Origin of the sequence: Streptococcus sp. AS14 (assembly GCF_000286495.1) — a bacterium.
GTDB classification, from domain to species: domain Bacteria; phylum Bacillota; class Bacilli; order Lactobacillales; family Streptococcaceae; genus Streptococcus; species Streptococcus sanguinis_P.
Window position 1 is genome coordinate 329,573 of the sequence record NZ_ALKI01000018.1, and the last position, 19,776, is coordinate 349,348.

22 protein-coding genes are annotated in these 19,776 nt (G+C 43.6%); 3 read left to right on the forward strand and 19 right to left on the reverse strand.

Annotated features, from left to right (window positions below; all coding sequences use genetic code 11):
- The 14 genes from HMPREF1150_RS0111365 to HMPREF1150_RS00450 form a co-directional block, all read right to left on the reverse strand.
- On the reverse strand, positions 1-402 hold the full coding sequence (locus tag HMPREF1150_RS0111365; protein WP_002906786.1) for a Spx/MgsR family RNA polymerase-binding regulatory protein: 402 nt from the start codon (positions 400-402) through the stop codon (positions 1-3).
- 111 nt (positions 403-513) lie between these two features.
- Positions 514-1,443 carry a bifunctional riboflavin kinase/FAD synthetase gene (locus HMPREF1150_RS00510; protein ID WP_312022642.1) on the reverse strand — a complete coding sequence of 310 codons (930 nt, stop codon included), beginning with the start codon at positions 1,441-1,443 and terminating at the stop codon, positions 514-516.
- 247 nt (positions 1,444-1,690) lie between these two features.
- Positions 1,691-2,569, reverse strand: coding sequence for a tRNA pseudouridine(55) synthase TruB (gene truB / locus HMPREF1150_RS00505; RefSeq protein WP_009660484.1), 879 nt, complete (start codon positions 2,567-2,569; stop codon positions 1,691-1,693).
- A 3-nt stretch (positions 2,570-2,572) separates the two neighbouring features.
- A complete protein-coding gene (locus tag HMPREF1150_RS00500) occupies positions 2,573-3,376 on the reverse strand; it encodes an alpha/beta fold hydrolase (RefSeq protein WP_009660363.1) in 804 nt (267 codons plus the stop codon).
- A gap of 30 nt (positions 3,377-3,406) precedes the next feature.
- The gene (locus tag HMPREF1150_RS00495; RefSeq protein ID WP_009660288.1) at positions 3,407-3,850 is read right to left on the reverse strand and encodes a GNAT family N-acetyltransferase; all 444 of its coding nucleotides are present in this window, start codon (positions 3,848-3,850) and stop codon (positions 3,407-3,409) included.
- Positions 3,851-3,859: 9 nt separating this feature from the next.
- Complete coding sequence (locus HMPREF1150_RS00490) at positions 3,860-5,131, reverse strand: DUF2130 domain-containing protein (RefSeq protein ID WP_009660478.1); 1,272 nt, start codon at positions 5,129-5,131, stop codon at positions 3,860-3,862.
- 30 nt (positions 5,132-5,161) lie between these two features.
- Complete coding sequence (locus tag HMPREF1150_RS00485) at positions 5,162-5,584, reverse strand: hypothetical protein (protein ID WP_009660401.1); 423 nt, start codon at positions 5,582-5,584, stop codon at positions 5,162-5,164.
- 96 nt (positions 5,585-5,680) lie between these two features.
- Positions 5,681-7,426: an ABC transporter ATP-binding protein gene (locus HMPREF1150_RS00480; RefSeq protein WP_009660481.1), complete on the reverse strand. Its 1,746-nt coding sequence runs from the start codon at positions 7,424-7,426 to the stop codon at positions 5,681-5,683.
- Positions 7,419-9,185 carry an ABC transporter ATP-binding protein gene (locus HMPREF1150_RS00475; RefSeq protein ID WP_009660279.1) on the reverse strand — a complete coding sequence of 589 codons (1,767 nt, stop codon included), beginning with the start codon at positions 9,183-9,185 and terminating at the stop codon, positions 7,419-7,421. Before HMPREF1150_RS00475 ends, HMPREF1150_RS00480 begins: the two co-directional genes overlap by 8 nt.
- A gap of 18 nt (positions 9,186-9,203) precedes the next feature.
- A complete protein-coding gene (locus tag HMPREF1150_RS00470) occupies positions 9,204-9,815 on the reverse strand; it encodes a TetR/AcrR family transcriptional regulator (protein WP_009660516.1) in 612 nt (203 codons plus the stop codon).
- Positions 9,816-9,990: 175 nt separating this feature from the next.
- Complete coding sequence (locus tag HMPREF1150_RS00465; RefSeq protein ID WP_009660374.1) at positions 9,991-10,407, reverse strand: GNAT family N-acetyltransferase; 417 nt, start codon at positions 10,405-10,407, stop codon at positions 9,991-9,993.
- Between the two features lie 49 nt (positions 10,408-10,456).
- Positions 10,457-11,122 (reverse strand): ABC transporter ATP-binding protein, encoded by a 666-nt coding sequence (locus HMPREF1150_RS00460; protein WP_009660407.1) that lies wholly within the window; start codon positions 11,120-11,122, stop codon positions 10,457-10,459.
- Entirely contained in the window at positions 11,123-12,184 is a 1,062-nt protein-coding gene (locus tag HMPREF1150_RS00455) for an ABC transporter permease (RefSeq protein ID WP_009660509.1), read from the reverse strand.
- 67 nt (positions 12,185-12,251) lie between these two features.
- Complete coding sequence (locus tag HMPREF1150_RS00450; RefSeq protein WP_009660291.1) at positions 12,252-12,860, reverse strand: TetR/AcrR family transcriptional regulator; 609 nt, start codon at positions 12,858-12,860, stop codon at positions 12,252-12,254.
- Between the two features lie 109 nt (positions 12,861-12,969).
- Here HMPREF1150_RS00450 and HMPREF1150_RS00445 point away from each other — a divergent pair, with 109 nt between their 5' ends.
- A complete protein-coding gene (locus HMPREF1150_RS00445) occupies positions 12,970-13,692 on the forward strand; it encodes a hypothetical protein (RefSeq protein ID WP_009660267.1) in 723 nt (240 codons plus the stop codon).
- Positions 13,693-13,787: 95 nt separating this feature from the next.
- Here HMPREF1150_RS00445 and HMPREF1150_RS00440 read toward each other — a convergent pair whose 3' ends face one another.
- Positions 13,788-14,825, reverse strand: coding sequence for an alcohol dehydrogenase catalytic domain-containing protein (locus tag HMPREF1150_RS00440; RefSeq protein ID WP_009660344.1), 1,038 nt, complete (start codon positions 14,823-14,825; stop codon positions 13,788-13,790).
- A gap of 180 nt (positions 14,826-15,005) precedes the next feature.
- Positions 15,006-15,476: an SP_0198 family lipoprotein gene (locus HMPREF1150_RS00435; protein WP_009660292.1), complete on the reverse strand. Its 471-nt coding sequence runs from the start codon at positions 15,474-15,476 to the stop codon at positions 15,006-15,008.
- Positions 15,477-15,710: 234 nt separating this feature from the next.
- Between HMPREF1150_RS00435 and HMPREF1150_RS00430 the strand changes: the two genes are divergently transcribed.
- Positions 15,711-16,178, forward strand: coding sequence for a GNAT family N-acetyltransferase (locus HMPREF1150_RS00430; protein ID WP_009660372.1), 468 nt, complete (start codon positions 15,711-15,713; stop codon positions 16,176-16,178).
- Between the two features lie 131 nt (positions 16,179-16,309).
- Positions 16,310-17,455 (forward strand): cobalamin-independent methionine synthase II family protein, encoded by a 1,146-nt coding sequence (locus HMPREF1150_RS00425; protein ID WP_009660334.1) that lies wholly within the window; start codon positions 16,310-16,312, stop codon positions 17,453-17,455.
- 124 nt (positions 17,456-17,579) lie between these two features.
- On the opposite strand, the gene HMPREF1150_RS00420 is transcribed toward HMPREF1150_RS00425, so the two are convergent.
- From HMPREF1150_RS00420 to HMPREF1150_RS00410, 3 genes are all read right to left on the reverse strand, one after another.
- A complete protein-coding gene (locus tag HMPREF1150_RS00420; protein ID WP_032905780.1) occupies positions 17,580-18,407 on the reverse strand; it encodes an alpha/beta fold hydrolase in 828 nt (275 codons plus the stop codon).
- 150 nt (positions 18,408-18,557) lie between these two features.
- The gene (locus HMPREF1150_RS00415; protein WP_009660285.1) at positions 18,558-18,950 is read right to left on the reverse strand and encodes a YbgA family protein; all 393 of its coding nucleotides are present in this window, start codon (positions 18,948-18,950) and stop codon (positions 18,558-18,560) included.
- A 26-nt stretch (positions 18,951-18,976) separates the two neighbouring features.
- Positions 18,977-19,699 (reverse strand): hypothetical protein, encoded by a 723-nt coding sequence (locus HMPREF1150_RS00410; RefSeq protein ID WP_009660335.1) that lies wholly within the window; start codon positions 19,697-19,699, stop codon positions 18,977-18,979.
- Positions 19,700-19,776 lie beyond the last annotated feature (77 nt).

Genomic DNA, 19,776 nt, shown 5'->3' on the forward strand with positions numbered 1-19,776 from the left:
TTACTGAATATCTGCCCGCATGGTTGCGGATCTTAACTCTTCCTTACGATAACTACGAGGCAGGAAAGCACGAATTTCATCCTCGTTAAAGCCGATTTGCATCCGTTTGCCGTCTAAAATAATTGGGCGTCGCAAAAGACTGGGATTTTCCTCAATCAACTGAATCAAGGTTGAAATGGACAAATCCTCCACATCCAAATCTAATTTCTGAAAAATTTTTGAGCGAGTTGAAATAATGTCGTCTGTACCGTTCTCTGTCAGAGAAAGAATGTGTTGCAATTCGGGAGCTGACAGAGGGCTCGTCATGATATTATGTTCCTGAAATGGCACTTCATGATTTAGCAGCCAAGCACGCGCCTTACGGCAAGAAGTACAACTCGGCGATAAAAATAATGTAATCATGCGTTTCTCTTCTAATTCTGTATAATAACTACCTCTATTATACTAAATTTTATTTGGCTTGACTATATTTTTTTGAAAATTACTGCCGAATGTCATGAAAATATAAATTTTTCAACTATTTCGATAACCAGTCCAACTTCTAGCGATCCGTTCATCACTCTGCAGCTGAGCAATCAAGCTATCAATACCATCAAACTTAACCATCTCGCGAATTTTATCCAGCCAGAAAATCCGAATGGTATCACCATAGATATCCTGAGAAAAATCAAAGATATTAACCTCAAAACGGAGTTCATCCCCGTCAAAAGTTACATTTTTCCCAACACTAGCCATACCACGATAGCGCTGACCATTGTGCTCAACGTCCGCGACATAGACGCCATCTCCTGGGAGCAGGACTCGATCCAAGGGAGCTAGATTGGCTGTTGGATAACCAATCGTCCGTCCTCTGGCATTTCCATGAACCACAATGCCACGCGTAGATAGAGGATAGCCTAGCAATTCTTGAGTTTTCAGCATATCTCCGACAGCAATCGTCTCCCGAATCCGAGTGGAAGAAATCTTCTGATTATCCAGATTAACCGAGGGAACGATAACAATCTTGCCATTAAAATAATCTCTCAGCTCATGTGACTCTTTGCGGTCTGAGCCAAAATGATAGTCAAAGCCAGCCACCACAGCCTTGGCACGCAGACGAGATACGTACTTCTCAAAAAAGTCCCGAGCTGTATTGCCCGCAAACTGGCTAGTAAAATCAATCAGGTAAAGATAGTCAACACCTAGACTTTCCAGCTGCGCCATCCGGTCTTCAGGACTAGCTAGATGCAGCATGAGTTCAGGCTGATAGCGGACAAAGGCCAGCTTAGGAGACTCTGGGAAGGTCATCACTGCAATCTTGAGACCTTGCTTATCGGCAATCTCTCTAGCTTTCTCAAAGAGTGCCTGATGCCCCTTATGCAGCCCATCAAAATAGCCTAGAACAAGGACTGTATCTTCTGTCTGATCAATCCCTTTTTCATCTATAATTCTCTTGGTTATCATCATTCCTCTATTTTACTACGCATTTGCTATTTTTACAATATCCGTTCCGTGCTAAACTGCAAAATATTCAAAAAGATTTGACTGCTCTAGTCAGGGCGTTTGTCAAAATCGAAAAAAAGCAAAACAAAAGGACAGCAGTTGTGCAGTTGCTGTCCTTTTGTGAGGTTTAATGAAATTATTATAACATGCAAGCGCACATTTCATATTACAAAAGAGTAACAATCTTTTGACAATTCTACTGCGGATATTAAAGGAAGACCTTGCGGGGCTTGTAGGCTGCTTCCCGCTTTTCCAAAATGGCTACTAACTTCTCCTTATAAAAGCCAGCTAGCTCCGCTTCTTCTGACATCAAGTTGATAAAACGGCCATTTCTCACATCCTCAACCTGCTCGTCAGAGAGCTCAACTTTCACTAAATCTCCGATTCCTAACTCGAGTGGTTGGAGAAAGGAGAAATCATCTACTGCTACTCGCTCTGCTATTTCATCCAGGGTCAAGGCATCATCTAAGCTCATACCTGCTGAGGAAGTCCGTGTCAGCTGGGACATGTGACTGGAAAAGCCAAGCTTGGCTCCCAAATCAACAGACAGGGTTCGGACATAGGTCCCCTTGCTGCACTTGACTCGAAAACGAAAGCGGGCTTGCTCATCTTCGTAGGAAATCGGACTGGTGCGCTCGAAACTATAGATGGTCACCTGCCGCTCTGGCCGCTCCACTTCTTGACCCGCTCTTGCATACTCATAAAGCTTGCGGCCATTGACCTTGACTGCTGAATACATGGGTGGAATCTGGCGAATCTCACCAGTCATGGACTCCATCGCTTCATCGATAAAGGCTTCTTCTAAAAGCTCTGTCACTGGTGTCCGATCAAGGATGTCTCCACTGGCATCCTCTGTGGTTGTTGAGCAGCCTAGCGTAATCTCCCCCTCGTAGACCTTGCCTTCCTCCTGCATAAACTCTACCAAGCGCGTCGCCTTGCCCACAGCAATCGGAAGCACCCCTACTACATCTGGATCCAAGGTTCCCCCATGACCGATTTTCTTGTTTTTTAAAATTTTGCGCAGCTTAAATACCGCATCATGCGAGGTCATGCCCGCTTCTTTTCTTAGGTTGATAATTCCGTTCATTGGTTAACTTTCTAAAAATAGTAAAACTCTCTTTTGGAAATTCTTATGCTCTTCATAGAGTGCGTGGCCACAGTCTGGCAAAATAGTGAGCTGGCTATCTTTGATATGGTGATGCAATTCGAGCGAAGCTCCCACACCTAGAACATCATCTTCTTTTGCTCCAATGATCAGCGTAGGACAGTTGATCTTTTCCAGAACTGCCAGACTATCATGTCTTAAGCAAGATATGGCCTGAATAGCAATCCGCTGCTTATCTTTAATGCGACCAAAGATTCCCATTATCCGATAAAGGTATTTAAACTTTCCAAAGGATTTTGGCGTATAAGAGTGACTTGCAATATCCAACATCAGTTCCTTATAGGCTCCCGTCTGACTCAACTCAAGCCAGCGAGTAATCCGCTCCCTACCAAGATTATTCAATTTCGCAGTTGTAACTGTCAAAATCAATTTTTCAACTCTTTCCGGGAAATCTGCTGCCAACCACTGAGCAAGCATACCGCCTTGGGAAATTCCTAGAACAGCTACCGTTTTCAGACCTAAAACCTCCATAGCTTCAGCAATATCAGTCGCCATATCTCGTGTTGTATAATTTTCTGGCAACTCATTGATTCTGCTAAAAACATACACTTGGTAAGCTGTTGCGAAGCTCCTATAAGATAGGGCAAACATTTGCGCCATTCCCTTGACAGTCGCCAAACCATCCCCTAGACCTGGAATGATGAGGAGAGGTTTCTTACCATTTCCAAAGGTCACATAGTCCATGCTCTTATCGTTAAAATATAAGGTCTTCCCTTTTGCTGTAGACATTACTTCGTTTCCCCTACTATTTTATCATGTTTATTCATATTGACTTTTTAAATGCAGAGCAAAGCCGGCAGTCACTTTTTCAAATCCAACCGCCTGATAAAACTGATGTGCAGCATTTCGTTCAGCAGTTAATCCACTATTTAGAGCCAGTGCCTTAACTCCTTCTTTTACCGCTTGTTTTTTCAATTCATCGATTAGCCTACTAGCAATTCCTTGTCGTCTTGTTTCTTTTGCAACTGACAAAGCTAAAATGCGATAGTAAGATCCATCTGCTTCAAAAAAGAAGAGCTTTGCATAACCTAAGAAACCTAAAATTTCTCCGTTTCTTTCAGCTAAAAGACAGCCATAATGCGGCTGAGAAAGAATCGTTTCTAAACGTCGAGCCAGCTTAGAAGCGGTCGTTGGATAGCCCAAGTCTTCGTATAAAGACAGTAAGGCTTCAGCATCTTTCATGGTTGCTTTTCGTATCTGCATAGAATCCTCCTAGTCACCCTTCAAAGCTTCAAACTTTGCTTTCATGGTAGGATTTTTGCGCGTCAATTTTTTGACAGAGACATCGTCCAGTTTGTTGTTTGCTAAGCGCAGCTGGTTTTCAGAGGTTGTCAGGAATTTCTTGATTTCTTCCATACGGCGGATGGCCTTGTCAATCTCCTCGATAGCCTTGCCAAAGTTGGTCGAAGCAGACTGATAGTTCTTGGCGAAAGCTACTTTAAAGGCATCCAAATCTTCCTCAAAATGCGTAATATCAATGTTTTGCTCCCGCACCAAGGCCAGTTCCTGCTTGTACTGGAGCGAGTTGAGCGCAGCATTACGCAGGAGGGTAATCATGGGTAGGAAGAACTGAGGCCGGATAACATACATCTTCTCATAGGCATAGGACACATCGACAATACCCGAATTGTAGAGCTCGCTGTCAGACTCCAGAAGCGTCACCAGAATAGCATACTCGCAGCCTTTCTCCCGCCGATCCTTATCCAACTCTTTGAAGAAATGCTCGTTTTTCTTCTTGGTCGCTGTCTCATCGCCTTCATTTTTCATCTCAAACATGATGGAGAGGATTTCTACACCATTTTCATCCACCTCACGGTAAATGTAGTCGCCCTTGCTGCCTGTTCTGGCATCATTGTCCTTGCCAAACTCCGCTCGCGGAAACATGGCCATACGGTTCTTGTTAAACTCGTACTCACAGTGCTGTTCCAAACTCTCGCCAATCATCTTAGTGGACTGCTTGGCTTTAAAATCCTTGTAGAACTCTATGGTCTCATCTTTCTGCCGCAGCTCTACCTCATAGCGCTCTTTGAGCGAGGTCTGAGCCAGCGCTGCTTCCTTTTCTTGCAAGACTAGCTGGTTCTTAACCTCGTCTCGCTCTTTTTCCAGCGCAGACAAGGTCTTTTGAAGTTGATTTTCATGCTCCAAGCGCAGAGTTGTCAGCTGACTTTCCAATTGCTGAACTTCCTTATCCTTCTCCTGCAATTGAAGACTAGCTGCCTGCTCCGCCTCTTTCTTTGCCAATTCCTGCTGGGTCTCAAACTGAGCAATCTGACTTTGAAGCTTGCTAATTTCCTGCTCTTTCTGCGATAGCAGAGCTTGTTGGGCATTCTGGGATTTTTGCTCTGCTAAAGCCAGTTCCTGCTCAATCCGAGCATGAATTTCCTTGTCAAACTCTGCTGTCCGAACCTGCGACAAAAGCTCACTGTACTGGCTCTCATTGACAGTAAAAACCTCCCCGCAGTTGGGGCATTTGATTTCATTCATGGGGTACCTCTTTCTCTGTAGTTAAACTCTTTATTCTTTTTCTTTTCCGATCCGACAGTTCATGCAGCCTTCATACATTATTTGGAGCTGACAAGGAAAAATCTTATTTCCTATTGATAATTCTCCCTGCCAAAGACACTTTTTATCACTGTAATATTCGTGAATAATTGTAATAATAAATTGCGGATATTCTTTTAGAAAATGTTCTAATGGATAGTAAACACCAGTGAATGCCCGATTTTCTTGACTGTCCAAAATGTAGATTTGACAATAATCAAGCTCAACATTTTCAAAGCAAATGCCAGCTTCATAATACTTTTCGCCCTCCTGACTATAATCAATCATATAATCAAACTGAACATGCAAATGATTGCTTTCCAGCCAAATCTTCCGAGTGCTCAAATCATGCAAACTAAAGGCCCGGCCAGGAGGCTGTTTCTCTGCTCTTTCCATCTTTCTCCTACTTCTGCTCGTTAATCTTTATGATTATTATACCATCCTTTCTCGAAATTAAAAACAGCAAGCCAAATAGCTTGCTGTATCATTTTATCACTCACCCATCTCAATCCGCCAACTGGCGGCTGTTTTTCTTTCTTGGATAAACTTACTGTAAATGCCTTGTTTGGCTAGTAAGTCTTGGTGTTTGCCTTGCTCGACAATACGACCTTGATCCAGCACCAAAATCTGGTCAGCATGCTCAACCGTCTTGAGTCGGTGGGCAATCATGATAATGGTTTTATCGCGAGTCAGAGCCTGAATAGCCTGCATGAGGGCTTCTTCGTTTTCGGGGTCAACATTAGCTGTTGCTTCATCAAGAATGATAATAGGTGCATCCTTGATAATAGCTCGAGCGATGGAAATGCGCTGGCGCTCACCTCCAGAAAGACTGGCACCTCCTTCACCTATCTTGGTATCATAGCCATCAGGCAGCGAGAGAATAAAGTCATGACAGGCCGCTTTCTTGGCAGCCTCTATTACTTCTTCCTGACTGGCCTCTGGCTTGCCAAAACGAATGTTATTAGCAATGGTATCCTCAAAGAGATAGACGCTTTGAAAGACAAAGCTGAAATTACGAATCAGGCTGTCATAGCTGTATTCCCTAACATCATGCCCGTCTAAACTAATACTCCCCTGATCCACATCCCAGAAGCGGGCGATGAGGTTGCAGAGCGTTGTTTTGCCTGATCCAGAAGGTCCGACCAAAGCAGTCGTCGTTTTTTCTGGAATGGTGAGGGAAACCCGGTCAATAATTTTCTTATTTCCATAAGAGAAGCTAACATCTCTCAGCTCAATACGACTGCTCTTAGGCTCAATATCCTGACCGCTGATGTCCATCGGCTGGATAGCCAAGACTTGATTGACCATATCAACCGACAGATCAACAATGCGCAGGAGAGAAGAGAAAGAGCCAACGCCGTCTAGATTTTCATAAATCATAAAACCACTGACAATCATCATAATGGTTACCAGCAGCTCCATACTGCCATTGAGATAAAAATAGATAGAGAAAAGACCCATAAAGAGACCGGTCAGCTTGGTCACCATGCCCTGGAGGGCAATGTAAGGTGAGGTCACGAGTGTCATTTTAGTATCTAGCTGACTCTTGCCTTCAATAGCCTTGGACAGCTTCTTGGCAGAACGGTTGACCAGATTGTAGTTCTTAACTTCAGCAATACCTTGGCTGTACTCCAAAACAACGGCTACTAGGTCCATATCCGCCTGATACTTGTCATCAGAAACCTTGCCAACTTGCCAACGCATGAGGGTATTGGGCAGGAGAAAGAGGACGAGACCCACCAAGAGAACCAGTCCAATTCGCCAGTCATAGAGAAAGACCAAAATAGTGATGAGACCAGTCGTCAGAAAGCCCTGCACGGTCATCATAACTACCCGAGTAGCGACATCAGACAGCCCTTCCAGCGTATTAGTCGTAACACTGGTAATCTTGCCCAAGCTATTTTGATTAAAGTAACCCATGGGCAAATAGCGCATGTGCTCAGCAATTTCAATCCGCTTCTGAGCACAGGTATGATAGCCCGCTTCCGTCTGCAGCATGGTTATTTTCAGGGTAATCCAGACGTTTAGCACAGTGGATACCAACATGATGCCCAGAGCCAGCCAGAAGGTCCGCATAGAGAGATTCTTCTCAATCAGTCCCATAACGACTAGGCCGATTGCTGGGATACGCAGAGCGATGATAAAGGACTTGATGATGCCCAGATAAATAGATTGATAAAATTTCCTACGATCCTCTGCCGTACAGAAATCAAAGAATTTCTTCAGTATATTAAGCATGAGTCAGCCCTCCTTCCATCTCACCACTATCCCTGGTAGCAATATGGGCCTGCCACATGGAAGCATAAAGCGGACTGGCTGCCAGCAATTCTTCATGCCGGCCCCTAGCTTCAATCCGACCATCATTGACCAGAACTATTTGGTCTGCACTCATAATCGTAGACAGCCTGTGGGCAATGACAATCAAGGTTCGTCCCTCAATCAGACTAGCTAGACTGGACTGAATCCGTGCTTCATTTTCCGGATCTGTATAAGCAGTTGCTTCATCCAAGATAAGAATCGGCGCATCCTTAAGCATGGCACGGGCGATGGCAATCCGCTGACGCTCCCCACCAGATAGATGACCGCCGCCAGAGCCTACCTGAGTCTCAAAACCTTCTTCCAAGTTCATGATAAAGTCATAACAGCCACAACGACGGGCAATTTCGATGACCTCTTCATCAGAAGCTGCTGGATTTCCCATTCGGATATTTTCCATAATGGTCTCATCAAAGAGATAGTTATCTTGGGTCACGTAAGCAATCTGCCGACTGTAATAGTCTAGCGGAAGCTGGCGAATATCCAAGCCCCCATAGGTAATCTGACCAGAAGTGACATCCCAGAAAGAAGCTAGAAGCTTGGCAATTGTAGACTTACCTGAGCCTGATGGCCCAACTAAAGCATTGATGCTGCCAGCCTTAATATCTAGCGAAATTCCATGCAGCACCTCCTCTTCATCTGTATAGCCAAAGCTGACATCCGTCATGACTAGATCCCTTCCTCTTGGAAGTTCTTTCAGCTCCTGAGGCCTTTTCAAATCAGGCTTTTCCAAAATATCAATGACTTGGCCAAAAATAGTGCTGATTTTCCGTAAATCGTCCATATAACTAGCAACTAAAATCAGAGGAGTCAGAAGACTGAGCGATAGAATAATCATCAGAATGAAATTGCCAGCAGTCAGGCTGCCTTGCAGATAGAAATAACAGCCAGCCGGCAGCAGAAAGAGCAAGCCTGATGGCAGAAATGCAGTCACAATGCCCATCTCCAGATTGAACTTGCGCATCCACTCAATAAAGCAGTCTGCTCCTTCTCTAGCAGCCGTCACAAACTTATCGTAAGAAAATTTTTCTTTGCCAAAAACCTTGATAACCTCAATCCCATTGATATATTCCACTGCTGTATCATTGAGTTTTTTGGTCTTGACCAGAGTATTTTGATAGTCTGCTTCGCTATTGACAGCCATCCGCATATAGGCCAGCACCACGATGGGAATAGTCAGGAGAGACAACAAGGTCAGCCGCCAATCGATGACTAGCATAGCAATGAGAACAATAATCGGACCAAAAATCCCAGCGGTAAACTCTGGAATCAGGTGAGCCAAGGTCGTTTCGGTCGCATCCACCCGCTCAACGATAATGTTTTTATAGCTGCCTGATGACTGACTAAGCACTGTACCTAAAGGCAGCCTAGCTAGCTTATCTGTCAGGCGGTGCCGCATTTCCGCTAGAATCTTAAAAGTAGCCGTATGCGACAGCATGGTAGAAATACCGTGGAATCCCCAGTAGCCAATCCAGGCCAGACCCACCCAGGCTGATTGCTGCAGGTAGAAATCCCAGTTTTTATTGCCAGCCAAGATCTGATTAATCATACCGCCAATAAAGAAATAAGGCAGAAATCCTGAAATCACAGAGGCAAAGGCAAAGATCAGACTGAGCACAAAATATATCTTATGAAGGGAGACAAAGTCCCAAATCCAAGCAAGGACAGATTTTTTCTTCATAGAATTTCCTTCTTTCTATCAAAAACCTAGCAAACCTCCCCAGTCAAACAAGTCCATGATGGAATGGCAAAATTCCAGCGCCTGCTCTTGGGGCCAGTCTTGAGCCAAGGGCTCAAATACAGCTGTGTAATAAGATGTCATGCACGATCGCAGAAACTCATGTTTGACCAAACGATTGATCTTTCCCTCTTTGTAAGCCAGCTCCAAATAGCGATAAGTCTCGTCTGCAGCCAAATGAGGCAGACTCATCCTGAAGTCCGCTTGCGAAGATCCCTGAGATTTAAAGAGCAAGAGCTGCATAATATCCTTATGCTCATAGAGAATCCGCATCAGGGACTGGAGATCCTCTAAGCGATGTGCCCACATGTCAGACAGGTGTCCCTCTTCTAGGAAATCATAGTCACGTCGCTTCTGCTCTTGTCCATACTGGTCTAAGGCTGTCAGAGTAGGCTCAAGCAGGGCAGTAAAGAGACTGTCCTTACTCTCATAGCGCTTATAAAGTGCCCCAGTCGTCAAGCCAGCAGCGCGACAAATTCTCCGCAGTGAAGCATCCTGATAGCCATAAGCTAAGAACTCACTCCTTGCGCTTTCCAAGATTTTTTCATTTAACTCATCTGTTTCTTTTTTCATGATTTAAATTCGATAACACCGTTATCACCTTTCTTCTTTTATTATAAATTCTGACAATTTAACTGTCAAGAAAAAACAAAAAAAGGCCGAAAAATATTTTCATCGGTCTAGTTCTATTCCCTTTTTCTCTTCTAAACATAACAAAAGGAGCTTATTAACAAGCTCCTCTAGAATTTTACTTTTTATCAGGTGCATAAATCATGCCAGTACAATCAAAATCTCTCTGTCGGCGAAAGCCGAGCTCTCGATAAAAAGCTAGATTTTTATCTGACTGCTCCGTCGCCAGCTGGATTTGGTAAATATCCTTAAATCTTTCCAATGTTTTCTGAAGAAGGCTCCGTCCAATCCCCTGACGCTGGTAGTGTGGATACACCAGCAAATCCTGAATGAAGACAATGGTAAGTCCATCCCCGACTGCTCGAATCAAACCAACCAACTTATCTTCGTCATAGGCCGCCATCACAAATAAGGACTGATGGAAGGCTTGCTCTAACTGCTGAGGTCGATTAGTGTAATTGCTCCAACTAACCGAATCATAGAGGTCTAGCACTGCCGTAAAATCCAGCTGAGGATTTATTTTATAATGTATCATAGTCCTCTCCTTTTTTTCTCTATTTGATTGCATAAACCATTCTAAAACTTTATCGAACTTGAGTCAGCACTCCGTCTTGCATCTCATAGACCTTATCGACTTCGTCCAGCAGGCGGGTATCATGGGTAATCATGACTACGCTCTTATGGAATTTCTGGGTCACCTCTTTGAGCAGATGGACCACGCGCTTGGCCCGCTCTGTATCCAGACTAGCTGTCGGCTCATCAGCCAAGATAATATCAGGGCTATTGTAAAGCGCTCTAGCGATAGCAGCTCTCTGCCGTTCTCCGCCGGACAATTCTTTCGGATATTGCTTGAGTGTTCCTTTAAGATCCAGCAACTCAATCAGACTGTCTAGATCTGTTCTCTCCTTTTTAGATAAGCGGTCAATCAGCTGAAACTGGTCTTCGATTTTCAGAAAAGGAATGAGATTGGAAGCCTGCAAAATAAAGCCGAAATCATTGAAACGCAGAGCAGCCCGTTCCTTTTCCTTGAGCTGGGAAGTATCTTTCCCATGCAGAAGAATCTGCCCTTTTGAAGGCTTTTGTAAATGCCCCAGCAAGGTCAGAAGGGTTGTTTTACCCGAGCCTGACGGCCCAATAATAGCTACAAACTGCCCTGCTTCCAATCGGAAATCAGTTGGTTTTAGAGCTTGAACCAGCGTATGTCCCTGGCCGTATTCTTTTGTAACCCCTTTTAGTTCTATGATTGACATTTACTCACCTCCAATCGCTGTGATAGGGTCAATTTTCAGAACCCGATGAATGGACAAGAGTCCGCCAGCCAGTGACATGAAAATAATCAGGACAATCAATCCAGCATAAGCTCGCCAGTCACTGTAAAAAGGCATAGAAGCCGGCAAGACTAGCTGGGTTCCCAAGAGAGCCAAGACAGCTAAGCTGATTCCCAGAGTGGACAGGATAAAAATCTGCCAAAAAATAGAAGCAATAATCTTCCCACTGGCAATTCCTTGGGCGCGCATAATACCGTAAAGATGGGTCTTTTGGATAGTAATGATGTACATGAAAATTCCCAATACCAAAAATGTAATCAGAACCATGGCACCAATCATAAAGGAAAAAGTCAGTACCTGAGGCTGATAACCAGGGATATTTTCTATAAAATCACTCATAGAGAGTTGACTAAGTCCTGCTTCTTCAACCTTCTGACCATCCTTGACCACAAGTGCGCTGATATTCTTAACCTGACTAGAGCCGTACTTTAATTCCCTGAAATCATCTAGATCCATAAAAATTACAGGTTGCGTAAAGAAGCTATTATCCTCTGTGAAACCAACAACCTGATAGAGGCGCTCACTGCCATTAAGCTGGAGTTGGTCGCCTAATTTTACACCTTTTTGCTGCAGGCGCTTATCCGCAATAACTTCATAAGCATTCTCAGCAGGACGTCCCTCAATAATGCCAGGCGCTAGAAAACTATCCCAAGAGAGACCAAAAACCTGAGCATTGAGTTTATCAGTCCCATCTTCATAATTGGCCACTGCTGACGTTTGTCCCAAAGCAGCGATTGAGTCCCCTTGAAGCAGGCGGCTGTATTCCTCTTCCTTGAGAGTCGAAGCTATTAGATTCTTATTTGCGTACTCCGACAAAACGATCGACTCAGCCTGCCATTGGTCCAAAGCCAAGCGATTGAGCCTAGCCAAACCGACGGAAAGACTGGATAAAAAGAAAACCATATAGGTAATGAGAAAGACCACAGCAACCACCAAACGATAGCGTCCGCGACTATAGACAATCTCTTTAAAAGCTAAAAACAAAGCTGTCCTCCTTTGAGATATTCGAGACTATTATACCATAAAGAAGCAAACTGGAAAAACTATCCTGTCAATCCCCCTGCATATGCTCTCTGACAAAACCTGCCAGACCGACAGCGGTCACCCTAGCATGAAAATCACTCATTTGCTGAGCCTTATAGCGAGGATGAGCCAGCCAGTAAGTCAGGGTTCCCATAAAGGACGCGACCTGATGATTCAGCAGCAAATCCGCTTCTACCTCCTCTAAATTTGGATTCCCCAAGGAAATACTCTGCCAGAAAATCTCCCTCAAAGCTTCCTGCAACCGCCGCGAACTAGTTGGACTGCCATTCGGCCCTAAAAGAATGGCTAAGTCTTCCAAGTGAGGCTCAAAAAAATGAAAAAGATTTTGTTTCTCATGGATATAGTCTTCCACTTTAAAATCCTTTTCTAACTTGAACAAGCAAGCAGAACCTAGAGCCTCTTGATAATAGGCCTGCAAATCACCTAGCAAGCGGTCTTCTATCTTCTCCAGCAGATTATATTTATCCAGATAATGCCGATAAAAGGTACTGCGATTCACCTCTGCCAAGTCAATCAGCTGACGAATACTGATAGTCTCAAAAGTCTGCTCTTTCATCAGCTGCAGTAAGCTAGTCTCTATCCGCTTTTCTGTCTTTCTTCTTTTTTTCTCATACATGCCATTCACCTCAAAATGCAACAGTCTCTCTAAAATTGATGCTTGTATGTCATCCAGCTCCCACTATATAATAAATATAAGCAGAAGGCAAGAATAGGAGGATTAAAAGATGAAGATTATGATCAATCAAAAGGAAGTCAGTCAAGAAAGAATTGAGCAATGGCGGAAGCAGAGAATCCTTAAAGCAGCTAAGATACTTAATTTGCAGCTGCCGAATACTGACAACACGGAGATTTTAGACCAGGCCCTACTAGAAGCAAAAATGAAGCTGACATACGAGGAGCTAATCCAGAAAATAGGAACTAAACTCAAATGGAGCCAATATTTAATGAAATGGGCGGCCAAATGGTCCAAGAAACCACGAAAAAGAGCTGTTGTAACGATTTTTGCAAGTGGATTGACTGCCGCTTCTTTCAGTAAAAAGCTAGAAAAGTTGATGCTAGAAAAAACACATGCTCATAAAAGCATCAATCTTGGTGCCTGTCCAGACCATTATGCCTTGCAGCCGCACGGAGACAAACTTGAAGTCATTGAGACTGCAGGAAACAGCCTACTGCCAACACAGTTTTTTCTTGACCTTGGTGCTGAAGATGAGATAGAGGAGCCTCGTGATGCGTCTTCTCCCTTCCAAACTGTCGGTGCCGCCAGTCTAGCGGATGGTAGCAATATCGGTGGTATTCGCCATCAGTTTCGCGACACAGAAAAAGGCCTAGAAGCCCGATTCTGCGTCGAATTCCCCAGCCTTTGTCCAGACAGCCTTATCAAAGAACACCAGCTCCATCTGGCCGCCGAATGGTCAAGATGGATAGCTTGGTGCAGAGAACAAAAATAATGAATTTCCTTTCCTAAAAAATACCTACCAAGCCATGCAAAAACAGCCTACTACCATCTTAAAGAGACCGCAGCAAGGCTGTTTTTCTTCTACACCTAATCAAAGACAATCATGGACTTAATGGTCTTGCGTTCATCCATATCCTTATAAGCTTGGTCAATCTCATCCAGCCTGTACTCACTAGTAAAGACCTTGCCCGGATTAATATCACCATCAAGAACTGCCTTGAGCAAGATTTGCTTGTCGTAAGTCGTGACAGAGGCCGCTCCGCCTGCCACTGTAATATTTTGAGCAAAGGTAGAACCAAGAGCTCGGTTATTATAGTGAGGTACACCGACAAAGCCTAAGCGGCCGCCGTTGTGCAGGACTCCTAGAGCTTGATCAACAGCTGCTTCTGTTCCGACACATTCCAGAGCTGCATCTGCCCCGCCACCTAGAATCTCACGGACCTTGGCAATTCCTTCTTCGCCACGTTCTGCAACAACAGCTGTCGCTCCTGACTCCAAAGCCATCTTTTGTCGATCTTCGTGACGGCTCATAAGAACGATTTGGGAAGCACCACGCATTTTAGCAGCAATCACAGCGCATTGTCCAACAGCTCCGTCACCAATCACGACCACCTTATCACCAGGCTTGACGTCTGCCACACGCGCGGCATGGTAACCCGTCGGCATGACATCTGCCAGTGTCAAGAGTGATTTGAGCATTCCTTCTGTATAATCAGAAGGCTGGCCCGGAATTTTGATAAGAGCCCAGTTAGCAAATTCGAAGCGCATATATTCTGCCTGCACCCCATTTGACCAGTTATTCCCAATATGAGAATCACAGGTACCGTCAAATCCTGCTCGGCAGGCATCACATTGCCCGCATCCATGAGTGAAAGGTGCGATAACGAAGTCACCAGGTTTAACAGTCGTTACTGCATCTCCGATTTCTTCGACAATTCCAATCGCTTCATGCCCGCTATTTTGATGGCCTGCTTCAATATCTGGACTGCGGTAGCGCCATAGGTCAGAGCCACAGACACAGGTCCGAACAATCCGAATAATGGCATCATCTGCCTCAATTATTTGCGGACGATCAATGTCAGCGAGCCCAACTTGGCCTGCTTTTGTATAAACTGCTGATTTCATCGTTTCTTCTCCTTTGATATCTTTATAGTAACTATTATACAACTTAGGGAACCCCATAAGTCAAATTTTTGACATCATTTAAGATAAAAATCTTATAAAAAAGGAAACTCCTTTCTCAGAGTTTCCTAGTTTGATTCCCTCACTGCTCCTCCTGTTGTCCTGAGCAGAATGAGAAGCGCTTTACTGCTTGGTAAAGGTCAGAGTGTCTGGATCATCATCCAATTCGTCCACAATCAGCTGATTGCCATTTTGGCGATAGCTTTTAGCATCATCACCAACTATCAGTCTTTGGTTAGAGGCATCTACTTGTACCTGCTTGATTTCCTTACTGCCATCAACCTCGATCTCAGTCCAAGTACCAGTCGTACCATTGATTTCTAGGACGTGCTGGTCACCATCATGGTCGGTTGCTTGATAGCGCCCGTCTAGATTAGTAGCCTGCCCTGCATTTGATGATGATGAAGGCTGATTAGAGGATGATGCAGCTGATGACTGCGAAGTCTGATTTTGTGCAGATTGTGATGTCTGGTCTTGCGTATTCTGTGATGAACTAGTATCCCCTCCTTGGTTAGTATTGCCTGAGCAGGCAGCCAATAGAACTGCTGCTGTCAGAGATAGAATTCCGATAAAGGCTTTTTTTGTAATAGTCATATCGTTTTCTCCTTTTTCTACATTTGTAGTTTATACTTATATTCTACACTTGTCTGTTTCTTTTGTCAAGAAAAAGCAGTTTTTATTATAAGGAAAATACATCTAAAGGAAATGAGTCACTCTGATTGACATTTGCAATTCAGACGCTACTTGTTCTGTTAGTCTTTCCGAGCTCGCTTGACAAAATGACCTTCGCTCGTATAATGATTCTATAAAAGATAAAAGGAGAAAATCATGTCAATCAGAAAAGCCCAAGTCAGTGATATTCCAGCACTCCAAGGACTCCTTCAGCAAGTCCTGCTTGTCCACCATCAAGCTCGGCCGGACATTTTCAAGGCCAAGGGCAGCAAGTTTAGCAATGAAGAATTAGAGAAGATTCTAGGTCAAGAGTCCACCCCTATTTTTGTCTTTGAAAATGAAACTGGAGGAATCCTCGGTCACCTCTTTTGCTCCATCAAGGAACCTGTCAGTCCTGTACTCAATCCCATCAAGACACTTTTTATTGAGGACTTATGTGTGGATGAGAAAGCAAGAGGGCAAAAGGTTGGCGAGCAACTTTACCGCTTTGCGGAAGACTATGCTCGGAAAATCGACTGCTATAATCTGACTCTCAATGTTTGGAACGACAATGTCGGAGCTCTGCGTTTCTATGAGCGGTTAGGGCTTCAGCCTCAGGAAACTGTAATGGAGAAGATACTTTGATTTGAAGGAAAAATTTCAGGAAGCGCGAGCAATAGTTTTCGACTATACCCTACCAGCAGAATTAACTATTTTATTTGCCGAGGGATTTTCGATACAATAGACCATAATCCCTAATGAAAGTGAGAAATCTTATGACAAAATCGAAATTCCAACTGGTTGGATCTCTTCTGCGCCCAGAAAATCTCCGCCAGTATAAGACAGAAATTGAGCATCGCGACGATATTCAATACCCCTTCTACGACAGCTTCCCAGGCTACCATAAGACGGAGACAGCTGACATCAAGGAGATTATTGCTGAGCAAAAGTCTAAGGGAATTGACATCCTGACGGATGGAGAATACTCTAAATCCATGTGGCATCTGGACTTTGTCTGGGGACTTAAGGGAATCGAGCGCTACATTGCCGACCACGGCTATACCTTCAAGGACCACGACGGCGGGCAATATGAGACCCGCAAGGATATTGGTATCCGCATCACAGCACCACTCTCTGGAAAAAATCATCACTTTATCGAGATTTATAAGCTAGTCAAGGAAGAGGCTGCTGGTGAAGATACTAAGCTGACTGTCTGGGGGCCTGCCCATGCTTATACTGAGTTAGCTGTTTTTGACCGCTTGGCTGGACCAGGACAAGTTTATGAGACCAATGAAGATTTGAAAAAAGGCTTGATACAGGCCTATAAGGAATTTTTGTACGACTATAAGGCTGCTGGCGGACAGATTATCCAGTTTGACGACTGTCTCTGGGAACTCTTTGACGAATCCAATCCTGCTAGCTTCTTTGCGGAGGGCAATGCTAGTCTGGCTGACCTGGCAGACGAGTTTGTCGCTATTAATAACGAAGTCGTAGACTACGCTCATGAGCTAGGACTGACTGTCTGGACCCACAACTGCCGTGGTAACTACGAAAGCCGCTCTGCTGCTGAAGGTACCTACGAAGCTATTGCGGAAAAGTTCCTGCGTGACCAACACTACGATCGCTACTTCCTAGAGTGGGATAGCGATGTAGCTGGTGATGTATCAGCCCTAGCAGCTTTGAAAGACAAGGAGGCGGAAGTCGTTTTAGGACTGCTCTCCAGTAAGACGACAGGCTTGGATGACGAAAAACGCGTCCTAGACCTCCTCGAGAAAGCAGCAACCGTTCTACCGAAAGAGCGACTCCTACTCTCCCACCAATGCGGCTTTGCCTCTTGTGACTCTGGAAACGAACTCACCATTGAGCAACAATGGGCCAAAATCAAACAAGGCCAAGAAATCGCCCAGAAATTCTGGGGATAATGAGCAAAAAAAGCGGTGTGACCGCTTTTTTCAATGCTTTTAAAATCAATTGTGGACTGTATTAGATCTCTTAGATGAACTCCAGTTTCATCTGCATCTGTTCAACATATTAAATCTTGGAGTATCAGGAAAGTTCAATTCGCTTGAGCCAATTTTCAACCAAGGCCGTAAAGAGAGCCTCCTGATCTATCTGTGCATTATGGCCAGCAAGATCCATTACAGCATGAGTTGCCCTTGGATAATAGTGAGACAGCTGGGCTAACTGCTGGAAGCCCACGACTTGGTCCTGCTTTCCTGCTATAAAAAGACTGGGCTTGTCATAGCTCTTTTCCTGTATCTCTTGATCCACTTCAAACGAAAAAGCATAGTTTTCTTGCAGCTTTTGGACAAAGGGAGCATTCATCATCTGAAGCCCTACTAGGATTTCTTTTTCAAACCGTTGATAAGTTTCTTTAGTCTGTAAAATCGCTAAATCAACGAAATCTTCGCTTTTGCCTGCTATATCAAAACCTACCTCTCTAATTAACAGGCTGTCTTTTGGCAAAATTCTTTCTTGCGGATTGGGTACAACTACTGGACAAATAAGCAGCAAACCATCAATCTCCGACCTTTTCTTAGCCAAAATTCCTCGAGCAAGATAGCCACCATAAGACTCTCCAGCTAAGAGAAAGCTGTGTCCGGCGATTACGGTTTCTATAAAGTTCAAGAGCATCTCTAAAATCGCATCCGCACTTGCAAAAGCAGGATTGGCATCAGACCTACCCATGCCAGGCAAATCTAAATATATCCTTTTATAGTCAGAATGTTTCTCAAAAATAGGTTCCAAACATCCTTCCATCAATTCAGATGAACAGCCCAAACCATGAATTGCCAAGACTGGCTTTCCTTGACCAATCACTTTATAATATAATTTATTTCCCTGATAAGTAAAAAACATTTTTTCTCCAATCATACCTTAAAGACACGTTTTGCTCAAGGTGGATTCTTTATCGAAACTAGTCAAAATAATATTGTTTATGAGCCTAATATATTATTCTTATCATCTACACCCCTCAAAGCTACTAGGCGAGCAAGCTTATTCTTCCCCCTTGATTTCAGAACTTCATGCCTCATTCTCAAATATCAAGGTCGACTGCTGCAGATAAGGATTGGGATACTTGACTAGCAGGTTCCTTACAGCTCTTACCAAGTCTTTTTTCTCAGCCTGACCGGATTGGTAACGAAGCAAAAGATGCATAAAATCTTCTTTTTCAGTTGTACTGGCTTTTTTCTTAAAATAGCCCCAAACATGCTGAAAGGCATTGCTGACCTGACCGCGATTTTCAGGTAGGGCTATCGCCTGATCAATCAAGTCTTGAACATGTACCGCTTCCACCGAGTCACTTTTTAAATATTGGCGGATTTCCAGATAGATCTTACTAGAATGACTGAGAACCAGATATTTATTTCTAGCCCAAAGAGTCTGACATTGGGAGATTTGGTTTGAATTTTCCATGATTACTTTTCCTACAATCTTTTCTATTATTCCGGAAAAATCCATTCAATATGTGGAGCTCGATTACTGATTTCTCTATGAATAGTATTGAAATCAGCACCAGCAAGATTATCTAAGTCAAGTTCTTCTAAAATGTTTCCATTTTCATCTTTAAAATAAAGGATACGATAAGTCCTTCTGCTCTTATTTGTCCGATAAACCTTTATTTTATACTGAATTTGTTTAATTCTTTCCAAATCAATGTGTTTCATTTCACGGAAAACCGTTGCTTTGATATCAATTTTATCATCAGAAATGGTCAGGGCAGAGGGTTCATTTGCTTTCGTAAAAGCTGATATAACCAAAATAGTAATGAAAACACCTGCACCAATCAGAATTGGAGCTATATATTGATTATTTTGATTGATAATCTCTTGCTCAGATTCCTTCTCTCTGCGAATAGAAGCTTGTTCAGACTCTAGTTGTTTATTATAGCTATCTACAAGAGATTGCAGTCTTTCTCGCTCCTCTTCTGGCGTTTCATTCTCTGGTGCAAAATCAGAACCAAACATCAATTTAGCCTTTTCGATCGTCATTGGGCTTTCATTCAATCTTTCCTCTTTCATTTCAGAATTCAACTGCTCTAAACGATCATTATAGCTATCACCAGTTCTTGGAGGGGATTGAATTGTAGCGACTGCGATGAACGCACCGATAATAATAGCAATAATGCCAACAACCTCACCAGCATAACTCCTCTTATATTCCACAAAATACTCCTTTGCATCATATCATTTAATAGAACAAGAATACCATAATTTAAGTATTTTATAAAGTATCATTTCAT

Bases quoted from the DNA above. Each gene is read 5' to 3' on its own strand.
- HMPREF1150_RS0111365 (WP_002906786.1), bottom strand. From the start codon at position 402: ATGATTACATTATTTTTATCGCCGAGTTGTACTTCTTGCCGTAAGGCG.
- HMPREF1150_RS00510 (WP_312022642.1), bottom strand. From the start codon at position 1,443: ATGATAACCAAGAGAATTATAGATGAAAAAGGGATTGATCAGACAGAA.
- truB (WP_009660484.1), bottom strand. From the start codon at position 2,569: ATGAACGGAATTATCAACCTAAGAAAAGAAGCGGGCATGACCTCGCAT.
- HMPREF1150_RS00500 (WP_009660363.1), bottom strand. From the start codon at position 3,376: ATGTCTACAGCAAAAGGGAAGACCTTATATTTTAACGATAAGAGCATG.
- HMPREF1150_RS00495 (WP_009660288.1), bottom strand. From the start codon at position 3,850: ATGCAGATACGAAAAGCAACCATGAAAGATGCTGAAGCCTTACTGTCT.
- HMPREF1150_RS00490 (WP_009660478.1), bottom strand. From the start codon at position 5,131: ATGAATGAAATCAAATGCCCCAACTGCGGGGAGGTTTTTACTGTCAAT.
- HMPREF1150_RS00485 (WP_009660401.1), bottom strand. From the start codon at position 5,584: ATGGAAAGAGCAGAGAAACAGCCTCCTGGCCGGGCCTTTAGTTTGCAT.
- HMPREF1150_RS00480 (WP_009660481.1), bottom strand. From the start codon at position 7,426: ATGCTTAATATACTGAAGAAATTCTTTGATTTCTGTACGGCAGAGGAT.
- HMPREF1150_RS00475 (WP_009660279.1), bottom strand. From the start codon at position 9,185: ATGAAGAAAAAATCTGTCCTTGCTTGGATTTGGGACTTTGTCTCCCTT.
- HMPREF1150_RS00470 (WP_009660516.1), bottom strand. From the start codon at position 9,815: ATGAAAAAAGAAACAGATGAGTTAAATGAAAAAATCTTGGAAAGCGCA.
- HMPREF1150_RS00465 (WP_009660374.1), bottom strand. From the start codon at position 10,407: ATGATACATTATAAAATAAATCCTCAGCTGGATTTTACGGCAGTGCTA.
- HMPREF1150_RS00460 (WP_009660407.1), bottom strand. From the start codon at position 11,122: ATGTCAATCATAGAACTAAAAGGGGTTACAAAAGAATACGGCCAGGGA.
- HMPREF1150_RS00450 (WP_009660291.1), bottom strand. From the start codon at position 12,860: ATGTATGAGAAAAAAAGAAGAAAGACAGAAAAGCGGATAGAGACTAGC.
- HMPREF1150_RS00445 (WP_009660267.1), top strand. From the start codon at position 12,970: ATGAAGATTATGATCAATCAAAAGGAAGTCAGTCAAGAAAGAATTGAG.
- HMPREF1150_RS00440 (WP_009660344.1), bottom strand. From the start codon at position 14,825: ATGAAATCAGCAGTTTATACAAAAGCAGGCCAAGTTGGGCTCGCTGAC.
- HMPREF1150_RS00435 (WP_009660292.1), bottom strand. From the start codon at position 15,476: ATGACTATTACAAAAAAAGCCTTTATCGGAATTCTATCTCTGACAGCA.
- HMPREF1150_RS00430 (WP_009660372.1), top strand. From the start codon at position 15,711: ATGTCAATCAGAAAAGCCCAAGTCAGTGATATTCCAGCACTCCAAGGA.
- HMPREF1150_RS00425 (WP_009660334.1), top strand. From the start codon at position 16,310: ATGACAAAATCGAAATTCCAACTGGTTGGATCTCTTCTGCGCCCAGAA.
- HMPREF1150_RS00420 (WP_032905780.1), bottom strand. From the start codon at position 18,407: ATGATTGGAGAAAAAATGTTTTTTACTTATCAGGGAAATAAATTATAT.
- HMPREF1150_RS00415 (WP_009660285.1), bottom strand. From the start codon at position 18,950: ATGGAAAATTCAAACCAAATCTCCCAATGTCAGACTCTTTGGGCTAGA.